21 protein-coding genes are annotated in these 14,476 nt (G+C 60.8%); all 21 read right to left on the bottom strand.

The window, feature by feature from the left end; genetic code table 11:
• Positions 1 to 143: 143 nt before the first annotated feature.
• The 21 genes from OKC30_RS02440 to OKC30_RS02340 all read right to left on the bottom strand — a co-directional run bounded on the left by OKC30_RS02440 (position 144) and on the right by OKC30_RS02340 (position 14,474).
• Entirely contained in the window at positions 144 to 1,499 is a 1,356-nt protein-coding gene (locus OKC30_RS02440) for an NCS2 family permease (RefSeq protein WP_010673214.1), read from the bottom strand.
• A gap of 255 nt (positions 1,500 to 1,754) precedes the next feature.
• Positions 1,755 to 2,084, bottom strand: coding sequence for a hypothetical protein (locus OKC30_RS02435; protein ID WP_039040029.1), 330 nt, complete (start codon positions 2,082 to 2,084; stop codon positions 1,755 to 1,757).
• Between the two features lie 111 nt (positions 2,085 to 2,195).
• The gene (gene ettA / locus OKC30_RS02430) at positions 2,196 to 3,863 is read right to left on the bottom strand and encodes an energy-dependent translational throttle protein EttA (RefSeq protein ID WP_119197361.1); all 1,668 of its coding nucleotides are present in this window, start codon (positions 3,861 to 3,863) and stop codon (positions 2,196 to 2,198) included.
• Positions 3,864 to 3,897: 34 nt separating this feature from the next.
• Positions 3,898 to 5,196, bottom strand: coding sequence for a site-specific integrase (locus OKC30_RS02425; protein WP_201035327.1), 1,299 nt, complete (start codon positions 5,194 to 5,196; stop codon positions 3,898 to 3,900).
• Positions 5,184 to 5,387 carry a hypothetical protein gene (locus OKC30_RS02420; protein ID WP_201035328.1) on the bottom strand — a complete coding sequence of 68 codons (204 nt, stop codon included), beginning with the start codon at positions 5,385 to 5,387 and terminating at the stop codon, positions 5,184 to 5,186. Before OKC30_RS02420 ends, OKC30_RS02425 begins: the two co-directional genes overlap by 13 nt.
• The gene (locus OKC30_RS02415) at positions 5,353 to 5,754 is read right to left on the bottom strand and encodes a hypothetical protein (RefSeq protein WP_270809552.1); all 402 of its coding nucleotides are present in this window, start codon (positions 5,752 to 5,754) and stop codon (positions 5,353 to 5,355) included. The genes OKC30_RS02420 and OKC30_RS02415 overlap by 35 nt, the downstream gene beginning before the upstream one ends.
• A 136-nt stretch (positions 5,755 to 5,890) precedes the next feature.
• Positions 5,891 to 6,202 (bottom strand): DUF4406 domain-containing protein, encoded by a 312-nt coding sequence (locus tag OKC30_RS02410; protein ID WP_270809551.1) that lies wholly within the window; start codon positions 6,200 to 6,202, stop codon positions 5,891 to 5,893.
• 44 nt (positions 6,203 to 6,246) lie between these two features.
• Positions 6,247 to 6,465 (bottom strand): hypothetical protein, encoded by a 219-nt coding sequence (locus OKC30_RS02405; protein WP_201984767.1) that lies wholly within the window; start codon positions 6,463 to 6,465, stop codon positions 6,247 to 6,249.
• The gene (locus tag OKC30_RS02400; protein ID WP_270809550.1) at positions 6,429 to 6,788 is read right to left on the bottom strand and encodes a hypothetical protein; all 360 of its coding nucleotides are present in this window, start codon (positions 6,786 to 6,788) and stop codon (positions 6,429 to 6,431) included. Before OKC30_RS02400 ends, OKC30_RS02405 begins: the two co-directional genes overlap by 37 nt.
• Positions 6,785 to 7,210, bottom strand: coding sequence for a YkgJ family cysteine cluster protein (locus OKC30_RS02395; protein ID WP_270663282.1), 426 nt, complete (start codon positions 7,208 to 7,210; stop codon positions 6,785 to 6,787). Before OKC30_RS02395 ends, OKC30_RS02400 begins: the two co-directional genes overlap by 4 nt.
• Before the next feature lie 5 nt (positions 7,211 to 7,215).
• The gene (locus OKC30_RS02390) at positions 7,216 to 7,458 is read right to left on the bottom strand and encodes a hypothetical protein (protein ID WP_270663279.1); all 243 of its coding nucleotides are present in this window, start codon (positions 7,456 to 7,458) and stop codon (positions 7,216 to 7,218) included.
• Positions 7,455 to 7,799, bottom strand: coding sequence for a hypothetical protein (locus OKC30_RS02385; protein WP_270809549.1), 345 nt, complete (start codon positions 7,797 to 7,799; stop codon positions 7,455 to 7,457). The genes OKC30_RS02390 and OKC30_RS02385 overlap by 4 nt, the downstream gene beginning before the upstream one ends.
• A complete protein-coding gene (gene rdgC, locus OKC30_RS02380; protein WP_270809547.1) occupies positions 7,796 to 8,707 on the bottom strand; it encodes a recombination-associated protein RdgC in 912 nt (303 codons plus the stop codon). Before rdgC ends, OKC30_RS02385 begins: the two co-directional genes overlap by 4 nt.
• A gap of 20 nt (positions 8,708 to 8,727) precedes the next feature.
• Positions 8,728 to 8,907, bottom strand: a complete 180-nt coding sequence (locus tag OKC30_RS02375) for a hypothetical protein (RefSeq protein WP_234676704.1) — start codon at positions 8,905 to 8,907, stop codon at positions 8,728 to 8,730.
• Positions 8,908 to 8,966: 59 nt separating this feature from the next.
• Entirely contained in the window at positions 8,967 to 9,551 is a 585-nt protein-coding gene (locus tag OKC30_RS02370; protein WP_182969265.1) for an MT-A70 family methyltransferase, read from the bottom strand.
• Positions 9,548 to 10,588, bottom strand: coding sequence for a hypothetical protein (locus tag OKC30_RS02365; protein WP_210556673.1), 1,041 nt, complete (start codon positions 10,586 to 10,588; stop codon positions 9,548 to 9,550). Before OKC30_RS02365 ends, OKC30_RS02370 begins: the two co-directional genes overlap by 4 nt.
• Positions 10,589 to 10,637: 49 nt before the next feature.
• A complete protein-coding gene (locus tag OKC30_RS02360; protein WP_270809545.1) occupies positions 10,638 to 11,726 on the bottom strand; it encodes a hypothetical protein in 1,089 nt (362 codons plus the stop codon).
• A gap of 48 nt (positions 11,727 to 11,774) precedes the next feature.
• Positions 11,775 to 12,758: a phage recombination protein Bet gene (bet, locus tag OKC30_RS02355; protein ID WP_270809544.1), complete on the bottom strand. Its 984-nt coding sequence runs from the start codon at positions 12,756 to 12,758 to the stop codon at positions 11,775 to 11,777.
• Positions 12,755 to 13,597: a PD-(D/E)XK nuclease-like domain-containing protein gene (locus OKC30_RS02350; protein WP_270809543.1), complete on the bottom strand. Its 843-nt coding sequence runs from the start codon at positions 13,595 to 13,597 to the stop codon at positions 12,755 to 12,757. The genes bet and OKC30_RS02350 overlap by 4 nt, the downstream gene beginning before the upstream one ends.
• A complete protein-coding gene (locus OKC30_RS02345; protein WP_270809542.1) occupies positions 13,594 to 14,109 on the bottom strand; it encodes a hypothetical protein in 516 nt (171 codons plus the stop codon). The genes OKC30_RS02350 and OKC30_RS02345 overlap by 4 nt, the downstream gene beginning before the upstream one ends.
• Positions 14,106 to 14,474: a hypothetical protein gene (locus OKC30_RS02340; protein ID WP_270809541.1), complete on the bottom strand. Its 369-nt coding sequence runs from the start codon at positions 14,472 to 14,474 to the stop codon at positions 14,106 to 14,108. The genes OKC30_RS02345 and OKC30_RS02340 overlap by 4 nt, the downstream gene beginning before the upstream one ends.
• Positions 14,475 to 14,476 lie beyond the last annotated feature (2 nt).

The following is a 14,476-nucleotide window of genomic DNA, read 5'->3' as shown; positions in this document are numbered from 1 at the left end:
GTGTGTTTGGAGACAGCCAGTTTACCAGCACCCTGTCTGTCAACTTCCACTTCCCCAAGATCCCGCGAAGAACCAAATAAATGCCCGTCGATGACGGGCATTTTTGTTTTCAGAGTCTGGTTTTTCTTTTCATGGAAGAAAAATCAGTGGGCATCGACCCAGACAAACTTGAGGACGAAGAGCAGGGCCACCACCAGCACGCAGGGGTTGATCTCGCGCCAGCGGCCGGTGCCCGCCTTCATCACGCAGTAGGAGATGAAGCCCACGGCGATCCCCTCGGTGATGGAGAAGCTGAACGGCATCATCACCGCGGTCATGAAGGCCGGCACCGCTTCGGTCAGGTCTTCCCACTTCACCCGGGTCAGCTCGGAGCACATCAGCACGCCCACGTAGATGAGGGCCCCCGCTGCGGCATACGCCGGCACCATGGCGGCGACCGGAGAGAAGAAGATGGCCAGCAGGAACAGGATGCCCACCACGATGGCGGTCAGACCGGTGCGACCGCCGACGGCGACGCCGGAGCTGCTCTCGATGTAGGCCGTCACGGACGAGGTCCCCATGAAGGCGCCGCCGACGGAGCTGACGCTGTCTACTACCAGGGCCTGCTTCATGCGCGGGAAGTGTCCCTTGTCATCGGCCAGCTTGGCACGGTTGGTCACGCCGATCAGGGTGCCGGAAGAGTCGAACAGGTTGACCAGCATGAAGGAGAAGATGATCCCGGCGAGGCTGATGTCCAGCGATCCCATCAGATCCAGCTGGCCGAAGACCGGGGCAATGCTCGGCGGCACGGAGACGAAGCCCTTGAAGGTGACATCGCCGAACAGCCAGCCCAGGGTGGTGGTGACGACAATGGCGATGAGCACGGCGGAGTGGACGCCGCGGGCGGAGAAGATGCAGATGAGGAAGAATCCCAACAATCCCAGCAGGCAGGGCAGGGAGGTGAGGTTGCCCACGGTCACCATGGTGGCGGGGCTCGCGACCACGATGCCGGCATTGTGCAGGCCGAGCAGGGCGATGAGCAGACCGATACCGGCGGTGATGCCGACCCGCAGGGTCAGGGGAATGTTGGCGATGAGCCAGTAGCGTACCCGCAGCAGGGTCAGGATCAGCAGGCCCAGCGCACCCCAGAAGATGGTGCCCATGCCGACCTGCCAGGAGTAGCCCATGCCAGCCACCACCACGAAGGCGAAGAAGGCGTTGAGGCCCATGGCGGGAGCCAGGGCGATGGGCAGGTTCGCCAGCAGACCCATCAGGATGCTGCCGACACCGGCGATGAGGCAGGTGGTAACGAACACGGCCTGGGTGTCCATGCCTGCCGCAGAGAGGATCTGCGGGTTGACGAAGACGATGTAGACCATGGTCAGGAAGGTGGTGATGCCGGCGATCACCTCGGTGCGGGCCGTGGTGCCATGACCGCGCAGGGCAAACAGGCGCTCGAGCAATCCCTGCCCGGCAGCCGGGCTGGCGGTCTGCCCGGTAGCGTGATGTGGTTGATTCATGTTGGATTCCAATGGGTGACGTGAAATAGGCAGCAGGGGGCCCGGCCCATCCATGCGGGGCTACGGACCCTGATTCTGGCGGTGAAGTGACCAGACTCGTCCTGATACCGTGACAGCGCGCACATTTTCACACAGGCAGCCAGGTTTACAAACCCCGGATGTGCGAGGCGGATCAATGAATAGAGTAAAAATTCAAACGTTTTCCCCCGGAGGCAGGAAAAAGGGGACCAATAGAGCCCCGTTTCCACATCGGGATCAACGGTTTTTCTGGTAGCGTTCGATAAGCTGGCTCAGCACGGCATCGCTCTGCTCCAGCAAGGGATCGAGGGCCAACCCCATGCGTTGGAGCAGCAGGGTGGCCTGGGTTTCGCTCAAGGGACGGCCATCGAGGAAGTAGGCCTGCTCGGCCAGTTGCTTGTCATGGCGGGGCAGCAGCACCCAGTGCACTCGTCGGGGTTCTATGGCGGCGAGGATCCGGTTGGCGGCCGCGCAGAAGGTATCGATGTGCTGCTTGCCATCCGGCCCCAGACAGCCGGGTTCGAGCCGGATCTGGATGGTGAGTCTGGTGGTGGAGGCTTGGGTCATGGGTCGCTATCGCTGGGGTAGAGGTGGAGATTGTAAGTCAGAAGAGGCAAAAAAGGGGAGCCCCGGCTCCCCTTGTGACGTCATGCCTGGCGGCGCGGCTGTTGCCTCGCCTTACTTGGCAATGCGCTTGTACTTGGCGCGGCGCGGCTGGATAGCCTCGGCACCGTAGGTCTTCTTCTTCCACTCTTCGTATTCGGTGAAGTTGCCTTCAAAGAATTCGATCTTGCCCTCGTCCTGGTAGTCCAGGATATGGGTGGCGATGCGGTCGAGGAACCAGCGGTCGTGGGAGATGACCATGGCGCAACCCGGGAACTCCAGCAGGGCGTTCTCGAGGGCGCGCAGGGTTTCGATGTCCAGATCGTTGGTCGGTTCATCCAGCAGCAGCACGTTGCCGCCGGTCTGCAGCAGCTTGGCCAGGTGCAGACGGCCACGTTCACCACCGGAGAGCTCGCCGACCCGCTTCTGCTGGTCGGAACCCTTGAAGTTGAAGCGGCCGATGTAGGCGCGGCTCGGGAACTCGTAGTTGCCGATGCGCAGGATGTCCTGGCCGTCGGCGACTTCCTCGAACACCGTCTTCTTGTCGTTCATGCTGTCGCGGAACTGATCCACGGAGGCCAGCACCACGGTGTCACCCAGGGTGATGGAACCGGAATCCGGCTGCTCCTGACCCGACATCATGCGGAACAAGGTCGATTTACCGGCACCGTTCGGACCGATGATGCCGACGATGGCACCCTTCGGAATGGAGAAGGAGAGATCGTCGATCAGCTGGCGGTCGCCATAGGACTTGCAGAGGTTGGCCACCTCCACCACCTTGTCGCCGAGGCGCGGTCCGGGCGGAATGAACAGCTCGTTGGTCTCGTTGCGCTTCTGGTAGTCGTTGGTGTTGAGCTCTTCGAAGCGAGCCATACGAGCCTTGGATTTGGCCTGACGGCCTTTCGGGTTCTGACGAACCCACTCCAGTTCCTTCTCGATGGACTTGCGACGGGCGGCCTCGGAACTCGCTTCCTGGGCCAGACGGGCATCTTTTTGCTCCAGCCAGGAGGAGTAGTTGCCCTCCCAGGGGATGCCTTCGCCGCGGTCCAGCTCCAGGATCCAGCCCGCCACGTTGTCGAGGAAGTAGCGGTCGTGGGTGATGGCCACGACGGTGCCTTCGTAGTCGTGCAGGAAGCGCTCCAGCCAGGCCACGGATTCCGCATCCAGGTGGTTGGTCGGTTCGTCCAGCAGCAGCATGTCCGGCTTTTCCAGCAGCAGACGGCACAGGGCCACGCGGCGGCGCTCACCACCGGAGAGGTGCTTGATCTGGGCATCCCAGGCCGGCAGGCGCAGGGCGTCGGCCGCGCGCTCCAGCTGGTTTTCCATGTTGTGGCCGCCCTGGGCGGTGATGATGGCTTCCAGCTCGCCCTGTTCGCGGGCCAGCTTGTCAAAATCCGCATCCGGGTCGGCGTAGGCTGCATAGACCTCGTCGAGGCGCGCCATGGCGCGTTTGACGTCGCCGACCGCCTCTTCGACCGCTTCGCGTACGGTCTGCTCCGGATCCAGCTTCGGCTCCTGGGGCAGGTAGCCGATCTTGATGCCGGGCTGCGGACGGGCTTCCCCTTCGATCTCGGTGTCGATGCCCGCCATGATGCGCAGCAGGGTCGATTTCCCGGCGCCGTTCAGACCCAGCACGCCTATCTTGGCCCCCGGGAAGAAGGAGAGGGAGATGTTCTTGAGAATATGACGCTTGGGCGGCACGACCTTGCCAACCCTGTTCATGGTGTAAATAAATTGAGCCATTGGCTAATTCCCTTTTAAGTTCAATCACTTAAATTTATTTGGCTTTTTTTGGGGGCATTTTTGGGGCACTTTCAGAAAAAACCGTCTCAATTCTACTCCAAACCCGGCTCACTTCGTCTTGATCATTGTCCGGCATCCACGCGCCATAAACCGTCCTGACCATGTGGCTATCTTCATGGCCAAGGTAGCTGCCCACCCACTCCGGGTTCGCCCCCGCCGTTAACATTCTGGAGGCGAAGGTGTGGCGGGTGTGGTACTGGGTGCGCCTGGCGATCCCCGCCCGCCGTGACAGGCGATCCCATTTGTCGCCAAGGGTAAACGCGGTATAGCAAATGGCGCTGGTCGGGGTGCGGGTGGTGATAACCGGAGTCAGTACAAAGGTACAGCCTTCCGTGACCGTGCGACCATCGCGCAGGGTTCGCTTGATTGTGTGTTGTTTTTGCATGGCGGTAATGGGGCGCAGTTCGCGCAGCGCATCCAGCGCCGGGGGCAGGAGGACGAGGGTTCTTTCCCGTCCCGTCTTGGGGGATTTGAAGGTACGCAGTTGGGTGACGTTGCGCCGAACCGTCAGCTCGCCGCGCGTCATGTCTATATCTTCCCAGGCCAGCGCGCACAGTTCGCCGGTGCGCATCCCCGTCCAGATAGCCAGCTTGATCCACGCAGCGTCCATGGGGTGATGGGCAGCCGCAATCAGGCGCGCCTCTTCGTCGGCGGTGAAGGGGTTGGGTTTGTCGCGCAGCACTTCCACCTTGGACAGTGGTGCGGCCAAATCCTGCTTGGTGTATCCGTTGGTGTTGGCCCAGCCGAACAGCCCGGTGGCCACCATCAGGTAATAGTTCACCGACCGGGGGGCCAGCACCTTGCCGGTTCGCCCTCTTGGACTGGCGATCAGGTCGCGCCGCCAGTGTTGCAAATCCTCTTGGCGCAGCGCACTCACCCGGCGTGACGGGTCAAGGTCTTTGGCCAGCATGGTCAGGATGGATCGGTATCGGCCCTTGGCGTTGTCGCCAATGTCCACATCTTTCACCGCCAGATAGCGCGCCACCAGTTCACTTAGGGTGATCTCCCTGAGCGCTTCGGCGCGGGTGTGGTTCATTGCCCGCTTGCTGTCTGGAAAGTATTTGAGGTAATCAAAGGTGCCGACGGCTATGTCGTGGAGAATGGCCTCCCTCAAGCGGGAGGCGTGTTTGATGTTAGCCTTGGTGATAGGGATATTCAGTACCTCCCGGCAGCGCTTGCGCTGGTAGTGGAACGTGATCCGCAGGCTGTTGTTGTGACGCTCCACCCCTTGCGCACTGGCAAGGATTTCGTCAAGTTCGGTTACCTTCCGCACAGCCAATCCTCAAAGCGCCGCCAGTTGATGATGATTTTATTGTCCGGCGCCTTGGTAAAGTGGACGCCTTCAATCAGCGCGCCTTGCTTTACCTTCTCTTTGATTGCTCTCTCGGTGTAGCCGGTCATTTCGGCAACGACCGCAGGCAGCACCCAGCTAGGGCGCTCCATGACAGTGTGGGGTTGGTTCATGGCTGGTCCTCGTCAGTAGTCGCTCAAGCTGGTGACGCCCAAGCGGGTTGTAATAGAAGGTTTGCACTTGCTTGTGGGAGTGCGCCGCCTGATCCAGTCGGTACTCGCCACAGGCGGGGGTTTTCAGGTTGTGCCGGTTGGCCAGGCGGCCAATGGCTTGTGCGCTCACGCCAAACTCCTTACCCAGTTCGGTCGCGCTCCAGAGCTGGCCGGCAACCCGGGGCGCTTCGATGGGCAGGTCGAAGTGCGCCAGGATGCGGCCGATCTCGGCGAGCTTGGCCGATCGGGAAAGGGTGGGGGAGAGTACGGTATTAACCAGATCGTCCAGCAGTTGGCTGCTCTGGTCGATGAGTTGTAGCTGTTGCATGGCGTGGCCCTCCTGTCCTTGAGGATGGGGCGCCAATTGGATTGAAGGAAGGGCCGCTATTACAGCAGGGTCAGCACCATCAGTGCGGCCAGGGTGTTGAGCGCCAGGATGGTGAGCCCGGCTGCCCGCTGTCTGGTCATGCCGCCACCTCGTCAGCCAAGTGCGGCACGGGTAGGATGATGGTCTTGCCGATCTTGATGGCCAGGGCGTGCTCTGCTCTGGCGCCGGCGCTGCGCTCCCAGCCAGGCAGCATGACCAGCTGATCTGCCATCTTGACCATTTCGATGCAGATGGCCATGTACTCGTGTTGCTTCAGCCCATCCGGCAGGATCGCCGGGTTGAGCGCGATATGCCCGAGGGCATGCAGGCGTTCTGCCTCCAGGTTGAAGGCGTCGCGGTTGAAGTTCGGCAGGCCTGACATAGGCCCGGCTATGTAGATTTTCGCCATGGTGAGTCCTTGAATTGGAAGCCCCGGACTTGCCGGGGCTATGGTTATGCTCGCCAGCCACGGTACCCGATAAAGCCGGGATCCATGACTTGCCTGAACGGCAGGACGGGGAGGTGGGCTATCAGGGTCTTGAGCTGGGGGTTATCGGGTTGGCTGTCGATGGTGACCCGGGCGCCGGGGTTGATGCGGAGGTATCTGGCGCGGGTCTCTTCGGCTTCGGTGCGGGTCAGGCCTTGCTGGATAATGGGGGCTCGGTAGCGCACGACTCACCTCCTTGGTGCTTTGGTGCGGCGGCGAGCATGGCGCGCCAAGCCATTACCACTTCGCTCACAACCATGACGCTTGCGCCGCAGCCATGTCCGATCATGCTTTCTGTCGGCTCCACCGGCACCAGCTGCCAGCCTTCCGGCGCGACCATATTGCTGACGTCAGCAATATGGTCTGGCAGCTTGCCAGTCAACACAGCATCGATACGATCAAGCAGGTCGCACCCCCGGTAGTGCTCTGACACGGTGTGCGGTATCGACGTGCCGATGTACTCGTGCACATCCCGCAGCAGTTCCGCCATTCGTTGCTTTTCGCTCATACAGCCTCCAGTTGAACCAACTCAAGCCCGCGCCGCATAATTCCGGCACTCAGCATCCCTTTCTTTACCGCCTTTCTAGCCTTGGTGTATCCGAGGCGACGCACCAGTCCCCGGCAATCGAACTCTCGGCACAGCGCAGGGGCCTTGCCGTGGATCGTACAACCGCGCTCGCCCAGGTAGACACAGGAGTGATCCGGCTTATGCGCCAGCATCAGTATCCCCTTGGCGGCCAGTTCGGGAATGAAGTGCGGGACGGTCTGGTATTGACTGGCATCGTCACCCAGCTCGGGGTGAATGCTGATCGCGTCCCCACGACAACAGAGAGTGCAGCCATCACAAGGGACGCTGACGTTATGTATATTTTTCGCCGGTTTTTTAACATATCCGGGCAACATGTCGATTTTCATAGGGATTTTGTTCATGTCGATCACTCCTCGACCGTCACCGTCCGGTGATTTATCTTGCCGCTCAGGTGGCTGGCGGATGCATCTGAATGCGGACAGCGCACCACCAGTACGTTACGATTGCCGTCATACATATCGAAAAATTGGCAGTCGCTCAGCTCACGCGGCAATACAAACTTACCAGTCGAAATCCTGGTGGCCGGCTCGCAGCCGGCCAGCAGAAACGCCACGGCCAGCAGGGCGGCCCTCCCCATAGCTTCTCTCATATATCCCCCAGCATTCTGATTTCGTCGTCCGTCAGGCCGGCAGCCCGTGCCTTGTCCATAACGCGCAGGCGCTCGGCGTTGAGCGCGTCAGCGCGGCGATCTGCGTCGTTGGGCTCGATGATGCTCACCGGCGCCAGCCAACTGCCTCGCACCTTCACGGCGATCTCCTTGCTGACGTTGGCGTCGCTCCCCTGGACGCCATTGCGTATCGACATGCGTGCGGCGGTGGATGCTGATCCGCAGACGTGGATCGGGTACTCATGCCCACGCCCCTCGTTGAGGTCGGTGTTGGTGTAAACCACCCAGACCTCTTTGGTGTCGGTAATGGTGATGTCGGTCATAGCGGAGCCTCCTCACCACCCAGGGCATTGAACAGGGCCGGGATGAACTGGGAGAGCTCGCCGGTCACCAGGGCAAAGTCTGCGTCCAGGCGGGCGGCCGGATCTTCGCTGGTAATGTCGTCGTTCTGCTCGCGCATGTCCTCGCTGAACTTGAGGCGCTTGATAGAGAGGTCGTCGCCCAGTACAAAGCTGAGGCGCTCACCCCAGTTCAGGGCCAGTTTGGTGACCAGCTTGTCGTTGGCGAGGTGGTTTTTTACCTCGTCGGTCATCAGGTCTTGCTGTTTGAAGCGGGCGATCCCGCCGTGCTCCATGGCGCTGCGCAGCTCGGATTCATCCTCCAGGGTGAAAGCTGCCGGCAGGTTGCCCTCTTGCAGCCATGCGGTCATGGTGATCTCGGGTGGGTTCTTGAGCGCCACCGGCACCACCGGCAGGCTGCCGACTGACTTGCGAAGCAGAGCCAGCACATCGTCTGCCTTCTTGGCGGAGGAGGCATCGACCATCAGCAGGCCGTCGGCCGGGTTGATCCAGGCGAAGGTGTTGGCGGTACGGCTGAACGCCCGGGGCAGCAGGGTGTGCAGCAGCTCCTCCTTGAGCGCTTCCTTCTCTTTCTTCTTGAGGGCGCGGCCCTGCTCGTACTCGATGGCCTCCACCTTCTCTGCCAGCGCTTCCTTGATGACGGCGGTCGGCAGGATCTTGTCCTCGCGGCGTGCGCACAGCAGGATCTGGCCGTTGGCGGCATGGATCAGGGTGTGGCCGAGCTTGCCGAAGGGTCGGGTCCAGCCAAAGCGGGAAATATCCTGGCTGCCGCAGGGGGTGAAGGCACACGCCTCCAGTTGGTTTTCCAGCTGTTCGTCGGTCAACTCGAACGGGCGGGTGAAGCGGTAAACTTGAAGGTTTTTAAACCACATGGTCTGGGTCCTTTGGTCGGTTAGTTGCGGGCTTTCTTGGCCTGCAGGTCGTGGATCTTCTTGGCTGCGGCCTCGGCAGTTTGCCGGTCGCATGTTGCGCCGCCGGGCAGGATGAACTTGCCGGGCTGCTTGGGATCTGGCATGACGACACCGAGCCCAATGACTACTGCACCGCAGTAGGGGCTTTCTGTCTTTTGCATGGGAGTCCTATGAGTTATCCACCGTTCCTGTGTGGCTGGCGGTGGATGGATTGGGGGTATCAGGCTGCGGACTGCTCTGGTAGTGATGGGGCTTCATTGCCCCAGCAATCCCAGCCTGGGGCTGCAGAGCGGGCAAAGAGCTCGATGCGTGGGACATCACCGCACAGTTTCTCGATCGCCTCTCGGCACTCGTGCGGCTTTTCGCTGTGGCGCCCCACCTTGGCTCGAATGACCGAGCGCACAGCCTTGTCTACTACCAGGTTGCTGACTTTGCCCTTGATGCCGATCAGGGCGCACTCCGCACCGGCCCGGGTTGCCCACCCCATACCGAAGTGGGGGTTGTCGTTTACGGTGCGCTTCTCCCACACCAAGCCGGTCATGGTCATGATCCGGAATCCCCAGGCTTGGCACAGGTCGATGGCCTCTTGTGGCATGCTGCCTACCCACCACATGACCAGCATGCAGTTGTCGTCTGCCAGCCTCGCCACTGGCAGCGCCTTCATGTCCTCTATCGATGTGACGCTGTACACCTGCGCAGCCCCGCTTTTCATTGAGCCGCCTGACTTCTTCGATTTGAATTGCCAAGCCGGATCCGCGTAGATCACCCGGTACTTGCGGCTGGTGCTGTGGATGTCGATTTTCATGCCGCTTTTCTCCCGGCGAGCCCCACCAGTTTACGCGCTCGTGTCTGTTTGAGACTGTCTTTCACCTTGAGCGGGGTCAGACTGTGGTCGATGGCGTCCAGTTCTGCCAGCGCAGCAGACAGCGCGTCCATGTCCTTGGTCAGCTCGGCGTTTTTGAGCGTCGCCCCACCAACGTCAAACAGGCAGCTTTCTTTGTATTGCTCGAACAGGTACTTCTTGACCTCTTTCGGCATGGCCTTTTGCTTAACCAGGCCTACATCTCCGCTTTGCAGCGGCACCGCATCCCAGTGATACCCAGCAGATGTTTCAACCCGGTAGATATACATGTGATCACGACTTATCAGCTCGTCACCTGTAGGCTTGAATGTTTCAGCCACCACGCACGGGCGCCGGTATAGGTAGTAATGGATGCCAGCAGCCTCGATGATCTTTTCCACTTGCAGCCCTTCCAGCATCATCCGGTGCTGGGTGTTCGTGATCGCATCCTTGGCTTGCAGCACAGACCTGGTAGCACGCATGAGCAGGCTTTCGGTGCGCTGGAGTTTCATTTTCAGTTCGTTGAGCTCTGTTTCGCGCTTGGCGCCTGAGTCTTCCAGGCGCTTGATGCGCTCGCGCAGCTTCTTCATCTCTGGCTTTGCGCGGTGCCACTCGTCAGCATCGCGCTTATAGGCATCACGCTGGGTCGCCACCTGGGCGCTTGCTACTTCTATCTTGCGTACCTTGTCCTCGTCCTGTCGTCGGGCTGCAATCAGGCGGGAGCTCTGGATCTTGAGTTCGTTGTGCTGATTGCGCTCGCCATCGAGTTCGAGGTTGGCAGCACTAAGGCGATCATAGAGTGCATTCTCGCTATCAATCATGCAGTTGGAGGCCGTGATTATGGCCTCGGAGTTGCTGATTACCAGAGCCCGCAGGCCCTGCAGAGCGGCTCGGGTTGTGTCATTAGTGGTGCTGGCCAGCAGGTCAATCTGGGCCAGAATGGCGGCGGCAGCGGCATTGGCCACCTCTCCGGCTGTGATGCCGGTGGTTTGTTCGGTCATGGTTGGTCCTCTGGGAGAGCAAAAGCCCCGTTGGCAGCGGGGCGGGTGATCAGTAGTTGATGGATAGGTGCTCGATCTTGTTGCTGGCGATGTGCTTGATGAGGTTGATGGCTTTCCCCTCATCGATCCCCAAGCCCATCAGGTCCATCAGGATGGCGTTGTTGATGGTGCGGCGGTGCTCCATATCGGCGGCGCGCGCAGCATCCTCTGCGGCTTTCTGGCGCTGCTCGTCGGCGATGCGCTGACGCTCTTGTTCTGCGGCGCGGGCGGCAGCCTCTTCCGCCTGGTGTGCGGCGTTGGCTTCGGCCTGCTGGCGGGCCAGCTCGGCGGCTTCGGCATCGCGCCGGGCTTGTTCTTCACGTTCACGGGCGGCCTGGGCTTGGCGCTGTGCCTCCTGCTCGCGGTGCTGGGCGGCTTCACGCTCCAAGCGCTGGCGATTCTCTTCCTGAAGGCGGGCTTGCTCCGCCGCCTGCTCGGCTATCAGGCGCTCGCGGTCGATGCGATCCTGTTCGGCCTGCTTCTGGCGCAGCTGCTCCAGCTCTGCCTGCTCGGCTTCGTACTTCTGGCGGGCTGCCAGGGCCTCGCCGAGGCGCTTGGCTGCGAGCTCCTTGGCGACGGTCGCCTGGGGCAGCAGCTCTTGCCAGGTGTCGTCCAGGGCGTTCTGCTCGACCTCCTGCAGCATGACCTGCAGGTCGGCGGCGGCGATATCGATGCTGGCAGAGGATCCCAGTTCATTGAGGCGGGCCAGTCGGGATTGCAGTGCTGCCACTCGGGCTTCCTCTGCCGCTTCGTACTGGGTGAGCGGGGCGCGCACCTCGTCTTTCAGGGCGTCCAGGGTGTCGCGGATCTGCTTGCGATTGGCGTCGATGCGCTTGGGGATCTCCTTGAACTTGTCCGTTTGCTCTTTGCCGAGCCCGTCCAGGTAGGTCTTGGTGCGGGCGACGGCATGGGCGATGCTGGCGACCTCCTTGCGGCCCTTGGCGGTGGTGATGTCGGGCACCAGGCTGGTTGCCTTCTGGCGAATGTCAGCCAGCAGTTCAGCAATCCCCTGGCCCTCAGTGAACAGGGCGACGGCGGAGGTAGGTTCGATGACAACCAGTTGGGCCTGGGTTGTCTCTGTTTTGGCTTGTTCGGTCATGGCGGGTCCTTAGGATTGAAAAGGCCCGCTGTGAGCGGGCCTTGTAGGTTATTGCTGGGCGCTGTGCCCGGTACTGAGCTGCTTCTTGCGCTCGCCGGCGATCTGCTTGATACCTGCGATGATGTTCTGGTCGCCGGTTTCGTTGGCCCAGGTCCAGGCGGTGGTGTAGGCCTGTTGCCACTCGGCGGTATCGCTGGATCCCTCTATGGCGGCACAGTGGTCGGCGTAGGCGTTGGAGTGGTCAACCGGATCGACTGTTTCGATGGTTGGTTCCGGCTCAGCTTCGAGCGTAACCGGTTGAACCATGCTGCCTTTCATGGCGGCAAGCGTGCGGTTTGGCGCTTTCTGTTGCTGTACCTGGGCGCTCGGGATCTCGTTGATGATGATCTCCTTACCCTCCATCTCTTCGGCGGTCGGCTCGCTGCCAATCTCAGGCCATGCCTTACGCAGTGCTTGCGCCTCGGTACACTTGGCCAGCTGGGCATATGGACGCTTGCGCCACATGGCGTTGGGGCACTCGGTCTTGCTGCTCTGGGTGGCGTAGTTCTCCTTCCAGCGCTCAAGGGCATGGAAGGCCACCCGCTGGCCGTCAATCATCTTGTAGACGGTGTATTTGCACCACTGCGGATAGGTGACCTTGATCTTGGCGCTCTGGTTGTATGGGTCTTGAAACTCCTCGGTCACGTCAGGGCCAAACACTGGCTCATCAGCACCGGCGTAGTTTCCGGAGCGGTCTGCTTGAATGCGGTACATGCCGATGCCAGGCATTGGCACATCGCGCCACACCTTATCCTTGGTGCGAGCATCGGTGACCTGCATGGGTACCAAATGCACCGGCTTTAGCAGGATGTCCAGCCCGCGAGCCTTGCAGTAGTCAATGGCCATAACCACTGAGTCAGGGTTGGCGCCTGGGTAGATGGTGTTGCACAGGGCGTTCCAGGTTGGCTCATCGATACCACGCTGGGCCAAGATGGGGAACTCGGCGGCGAAGTTCTCCGCTGCCTGCTGCTTGATGATTGCGATGTTGCTCACGCTGCTCTCCTTGCCCATGCCGGGCGGGTAAGTGGTATCAGGTCGTGCCAGTCGTTATTGACTCGGCACTCGTGGAATTTGCGCAGGTCGCGGCGGTAGAGGTCTTTGCCAGCCTCTTTCCACTCCTGCTCCAGCGGGCGAACCCGCACAGGGTAGCGGCCGCACTCAATGGATGAGCTGACCGCGATAAAGATGAAGTCCGGGGTGTCGCCGTATATTTCGCGAAAGCCGTCTGAGTACATGGCGTCCTGAACGTGGTAGCGGAACTCCTCTACGTGGCGCTCGAAGCGGGACATGTCGTCAACCTTCTTGACGTCAGCCAGGATGGGGTAGTTGTTGAGCTTCTTGTCTGGCCGGCAGCGGCAGAGCTCATCGGTCTCGCGGTCAGTCCAGTAGAGCGACCCCTCGCAGATCCCGTCCTGCTCCAGCAGCCAGCGGGCGTCAGGATGGGCGAACACGCTTTCGCGCATCAGCTGTAACTTACGGTCATCCTCGAACGAGATGATGGTCTTGCCTAGCTCGGCGCAGTTGGCCAGAAACTCCTTTTCTTCCTCCTTGCCAGCGTTGGTGCGGCGGTTGAACTCAGGGGCGATGATGAAGCGGTCCTTGAACTCCTCCGGCTCGAGCAGCAGGCAGTGCAGGGCAGTACCCATATCCAGCGCCTTGAGCTTCTCCTCATCGACCGGCGCGCTTTTGCGCCAGATGTAGGTGGCTGGGCTCTCGGCGATGTCGTCGAGCTGGGATTTGCTGATGCCGGGGCCGGAGTGGTACTCCTCGTTGGAGAGGCCCAGTACAAGACCCTGCGGCAGGGCCAGGCTGGTATCTACGGCGGCGTTCATGCGGCACCGTCCTTGAGCTTGGCAATAAGCTCTGCTGCATCGCTCAGGCTGAGTAGCCACTCTTCATGCCTACCCCCTGCAACAAGCTCACCCCATGGTGCGGGATTGCTATTTTGGTGCAGGCCGTAGACGCCGCAGCTCTCTTTCATCAGCGCTTCTACGTCACCGGAAAGTTTTTCCAGCGCAGCCAGCAGCTCGTCGCGCTGGGATGTCAGCTCGGCCTCTCGTTTGCTTACACGGCGCTCTTGGGTGGTTAGCGCGCGGTAAACGATGAGATGTTGTGGGTATCCGTACCCACCTCGGCATAGCCTTACATCAGTGCGACGAGTTAAATAACCATCAGCCACAAGTCGCCTGAGTGCCTTCCCGAGAAGCTTCCGATCTTTTGACCCTCTGACCGTTCTCAAGCCGCCATCAATGGCCTCACTCAGACACATTTCCCCATTTTTTTCAAAAAATGAGACGATCGTGGCGTCATGACCTGCAGAGCAGTTGCTATTAGTAGAATTCATGCTGCGCTCCTGCCTTTGTATTGTTGCCACTGGTCGTCGCTCATGGCGTCGTGCAACTGGGCCACATGTTCGTGCCATGCGTCGCGGGCCAGTCTAGCCAGCCTGCTATCCATCAGCTGTTGCAGCAGCGCCATGATCGGTTGTTTGTCCCCGCATACCATCAGCAGGTAAGCGGCCTGGTTGAGATCATCCCATTGGTCGGCGGTCACCTCGGCCAGCAAAGTGGCAGGCTCAGCGCCTTCCAGTTGGGCAGCCAGCAGGGTGGCGGCATGGTGTTCACACCACTCGGCGATCCACTCGGCCTTGGCGTTGGCCTCGGCCTCGCGGCTCTCCAGCAGGGCGAGCAGGGCGGTTTCGTTGGTCATGG

The sequence above is a fragment of the Aeromonas sp. QDB18 genome (assembly GCF_027705325.1).
GTDB lineage: Bacteria > Pseudomonadota > Gammaproteobacteria > Enterobacterales > Aeromonadaceae > Aeromonas > Aeromonas caviae.
This window is presented reverse-complemented; position numbering and strand designations above follow the sequence as displayed.

What these genes read in the sequence shown, in the direction of transcription:
- rdgC (WP_270809547.1), bottom strand. Translation starts at nt 8,707, where the DNA reads ATGTGGTTTAAAAACCTTCAAGTTTACCGCTTCACCCGCCCGTTCGAG.
- OKC30_RS02370 (WP_182969265.1), bottom strand. Translation starts at nt 9,551, where the DNA reads ATGAAAATCGACATCCACAGCACCAGCCGCAAGTACCGGGTGATCTAC.
- OKC30_RS02365 (WP_210556673.1), bottom strand. Translation starts at nt 10,588, where the DNA reads ATGACCGAACAAACCACCGGCATCACAGCCGGAGAGGTGGCCAATGCC.
- ettA (WP_119197361.1), bottom strand. Translation starts at nt 3,863, where the DNA reads ATGGCTCAATTTATTTACACCATGAACAGGGTTGGCAAGGTCGTGCCG.
- OKC30_RS02340 (WP_270809541.1), bottom strand. Translation starts at nt 14,474, where the DNA reads ATGACCAACGAAACCGCCCTGCTCGCCCTGCTGGAGAGCCGCGAGGCC.
- OKC30_RS02385 (WP_270809549.1), bottom strand. Translation starts at nt 7,799, where the DNA reads ATGACCGACATCACCATTACCGACACCAAAGAGGTCTGGGTGGTTTAC.
- OKC30_RS02345 (WP_270809542.1), bottom strand. Translation starts at nt 14,109, where the DNA reads ATGAATTCTACTAATAGCAACTGCTCTGCAGGTCATGACGCCACGATC.
- OKC30_RS02400 (WP_270809550.1), bottom strand. Translation starts at nt 6,788, where the DNA reads ATGAGCGAAAAGCAACGAATGGCGGAACTGCTGCGGGATGTGCACGAG.
- OKC30_RS02420 (WP_201035328.1), bottom strand. Translation starts at nt 5,387, where the DNA reads ATGAACCAACCCCACACTGTCATGGAGCGCCCTAGCTGGGTGCTGCCT.
- OKC30_RS02360 (WP_270809545.1), bottom strand. Translation starts at nt 11,726, where the DNA reads ATGACCGAACAAGCCAAAACAGAGACAACCCAGGCCCAACTGGTTGTC.
- OKC30_RS02415 (WP_270809552.1), bottom strand. Translation starts at nt 5,754, where the DNA reads ATGCAACAGCTACAACTCATCGACCAGAGCAGCCAACTGCTGGACGAT.
- OKC30_RS02395 (WP_270663282.1), bottom strand. Translation starts at nt 7,210, where the DNA reads ATGAACAAAATCCCTATGAAAATCGACATGTTGCCCGGATATGTTAAA.
- OKC30_RS02390 (WP_270663279.1), bottom strand. Translation starts at nt 7,458, where the DNA reads ATGAGAGAAGCTATGGGGAGGGCCGCCCTGCTGGCCGTGGCGTTTCTG.
- OKC30_RS02435 (WP_039040029.1), bottom strand. Translation starts at nt 2,084, where the DNA reads ATGACCCAAGCCTCCACCACCAGACTCACCATCCAGATCCGGCTCGAA.
- OKC30_RS02375 (WP_234676704.1), bottom strand. Translation starts at nt 8,907, where the DNA reads ATGCAAAAGACAGAAAGCCCCTACTGCGGTGCAGTAGTCATTGGGCTC.
- OKC30_RS02440 (WP_010673214.1), bottom strand. Translation starts at nt 1,499, where the DNA reads ATGAATCAACCACATCACGCTACCGGGCAGACCGCCAGCCCGGCTGCC.
- OKC30_RS02410 (WP_270809551.1), bottom strand. Translation starts at nt 6,202, where the DNA reads ATGGCGAAAATCTACATAGCCGGGCCTATGTCAGGCCTGCCGAACTTC.
- OKC30_RS02350 (WP_270809543.1), bottom strand. Translation starts at nt 13,597, where the DNA reads ATGAACGCCGCCGTAGATACCAGCCTGGCCCTGCCGCAGGGTCTTGTA.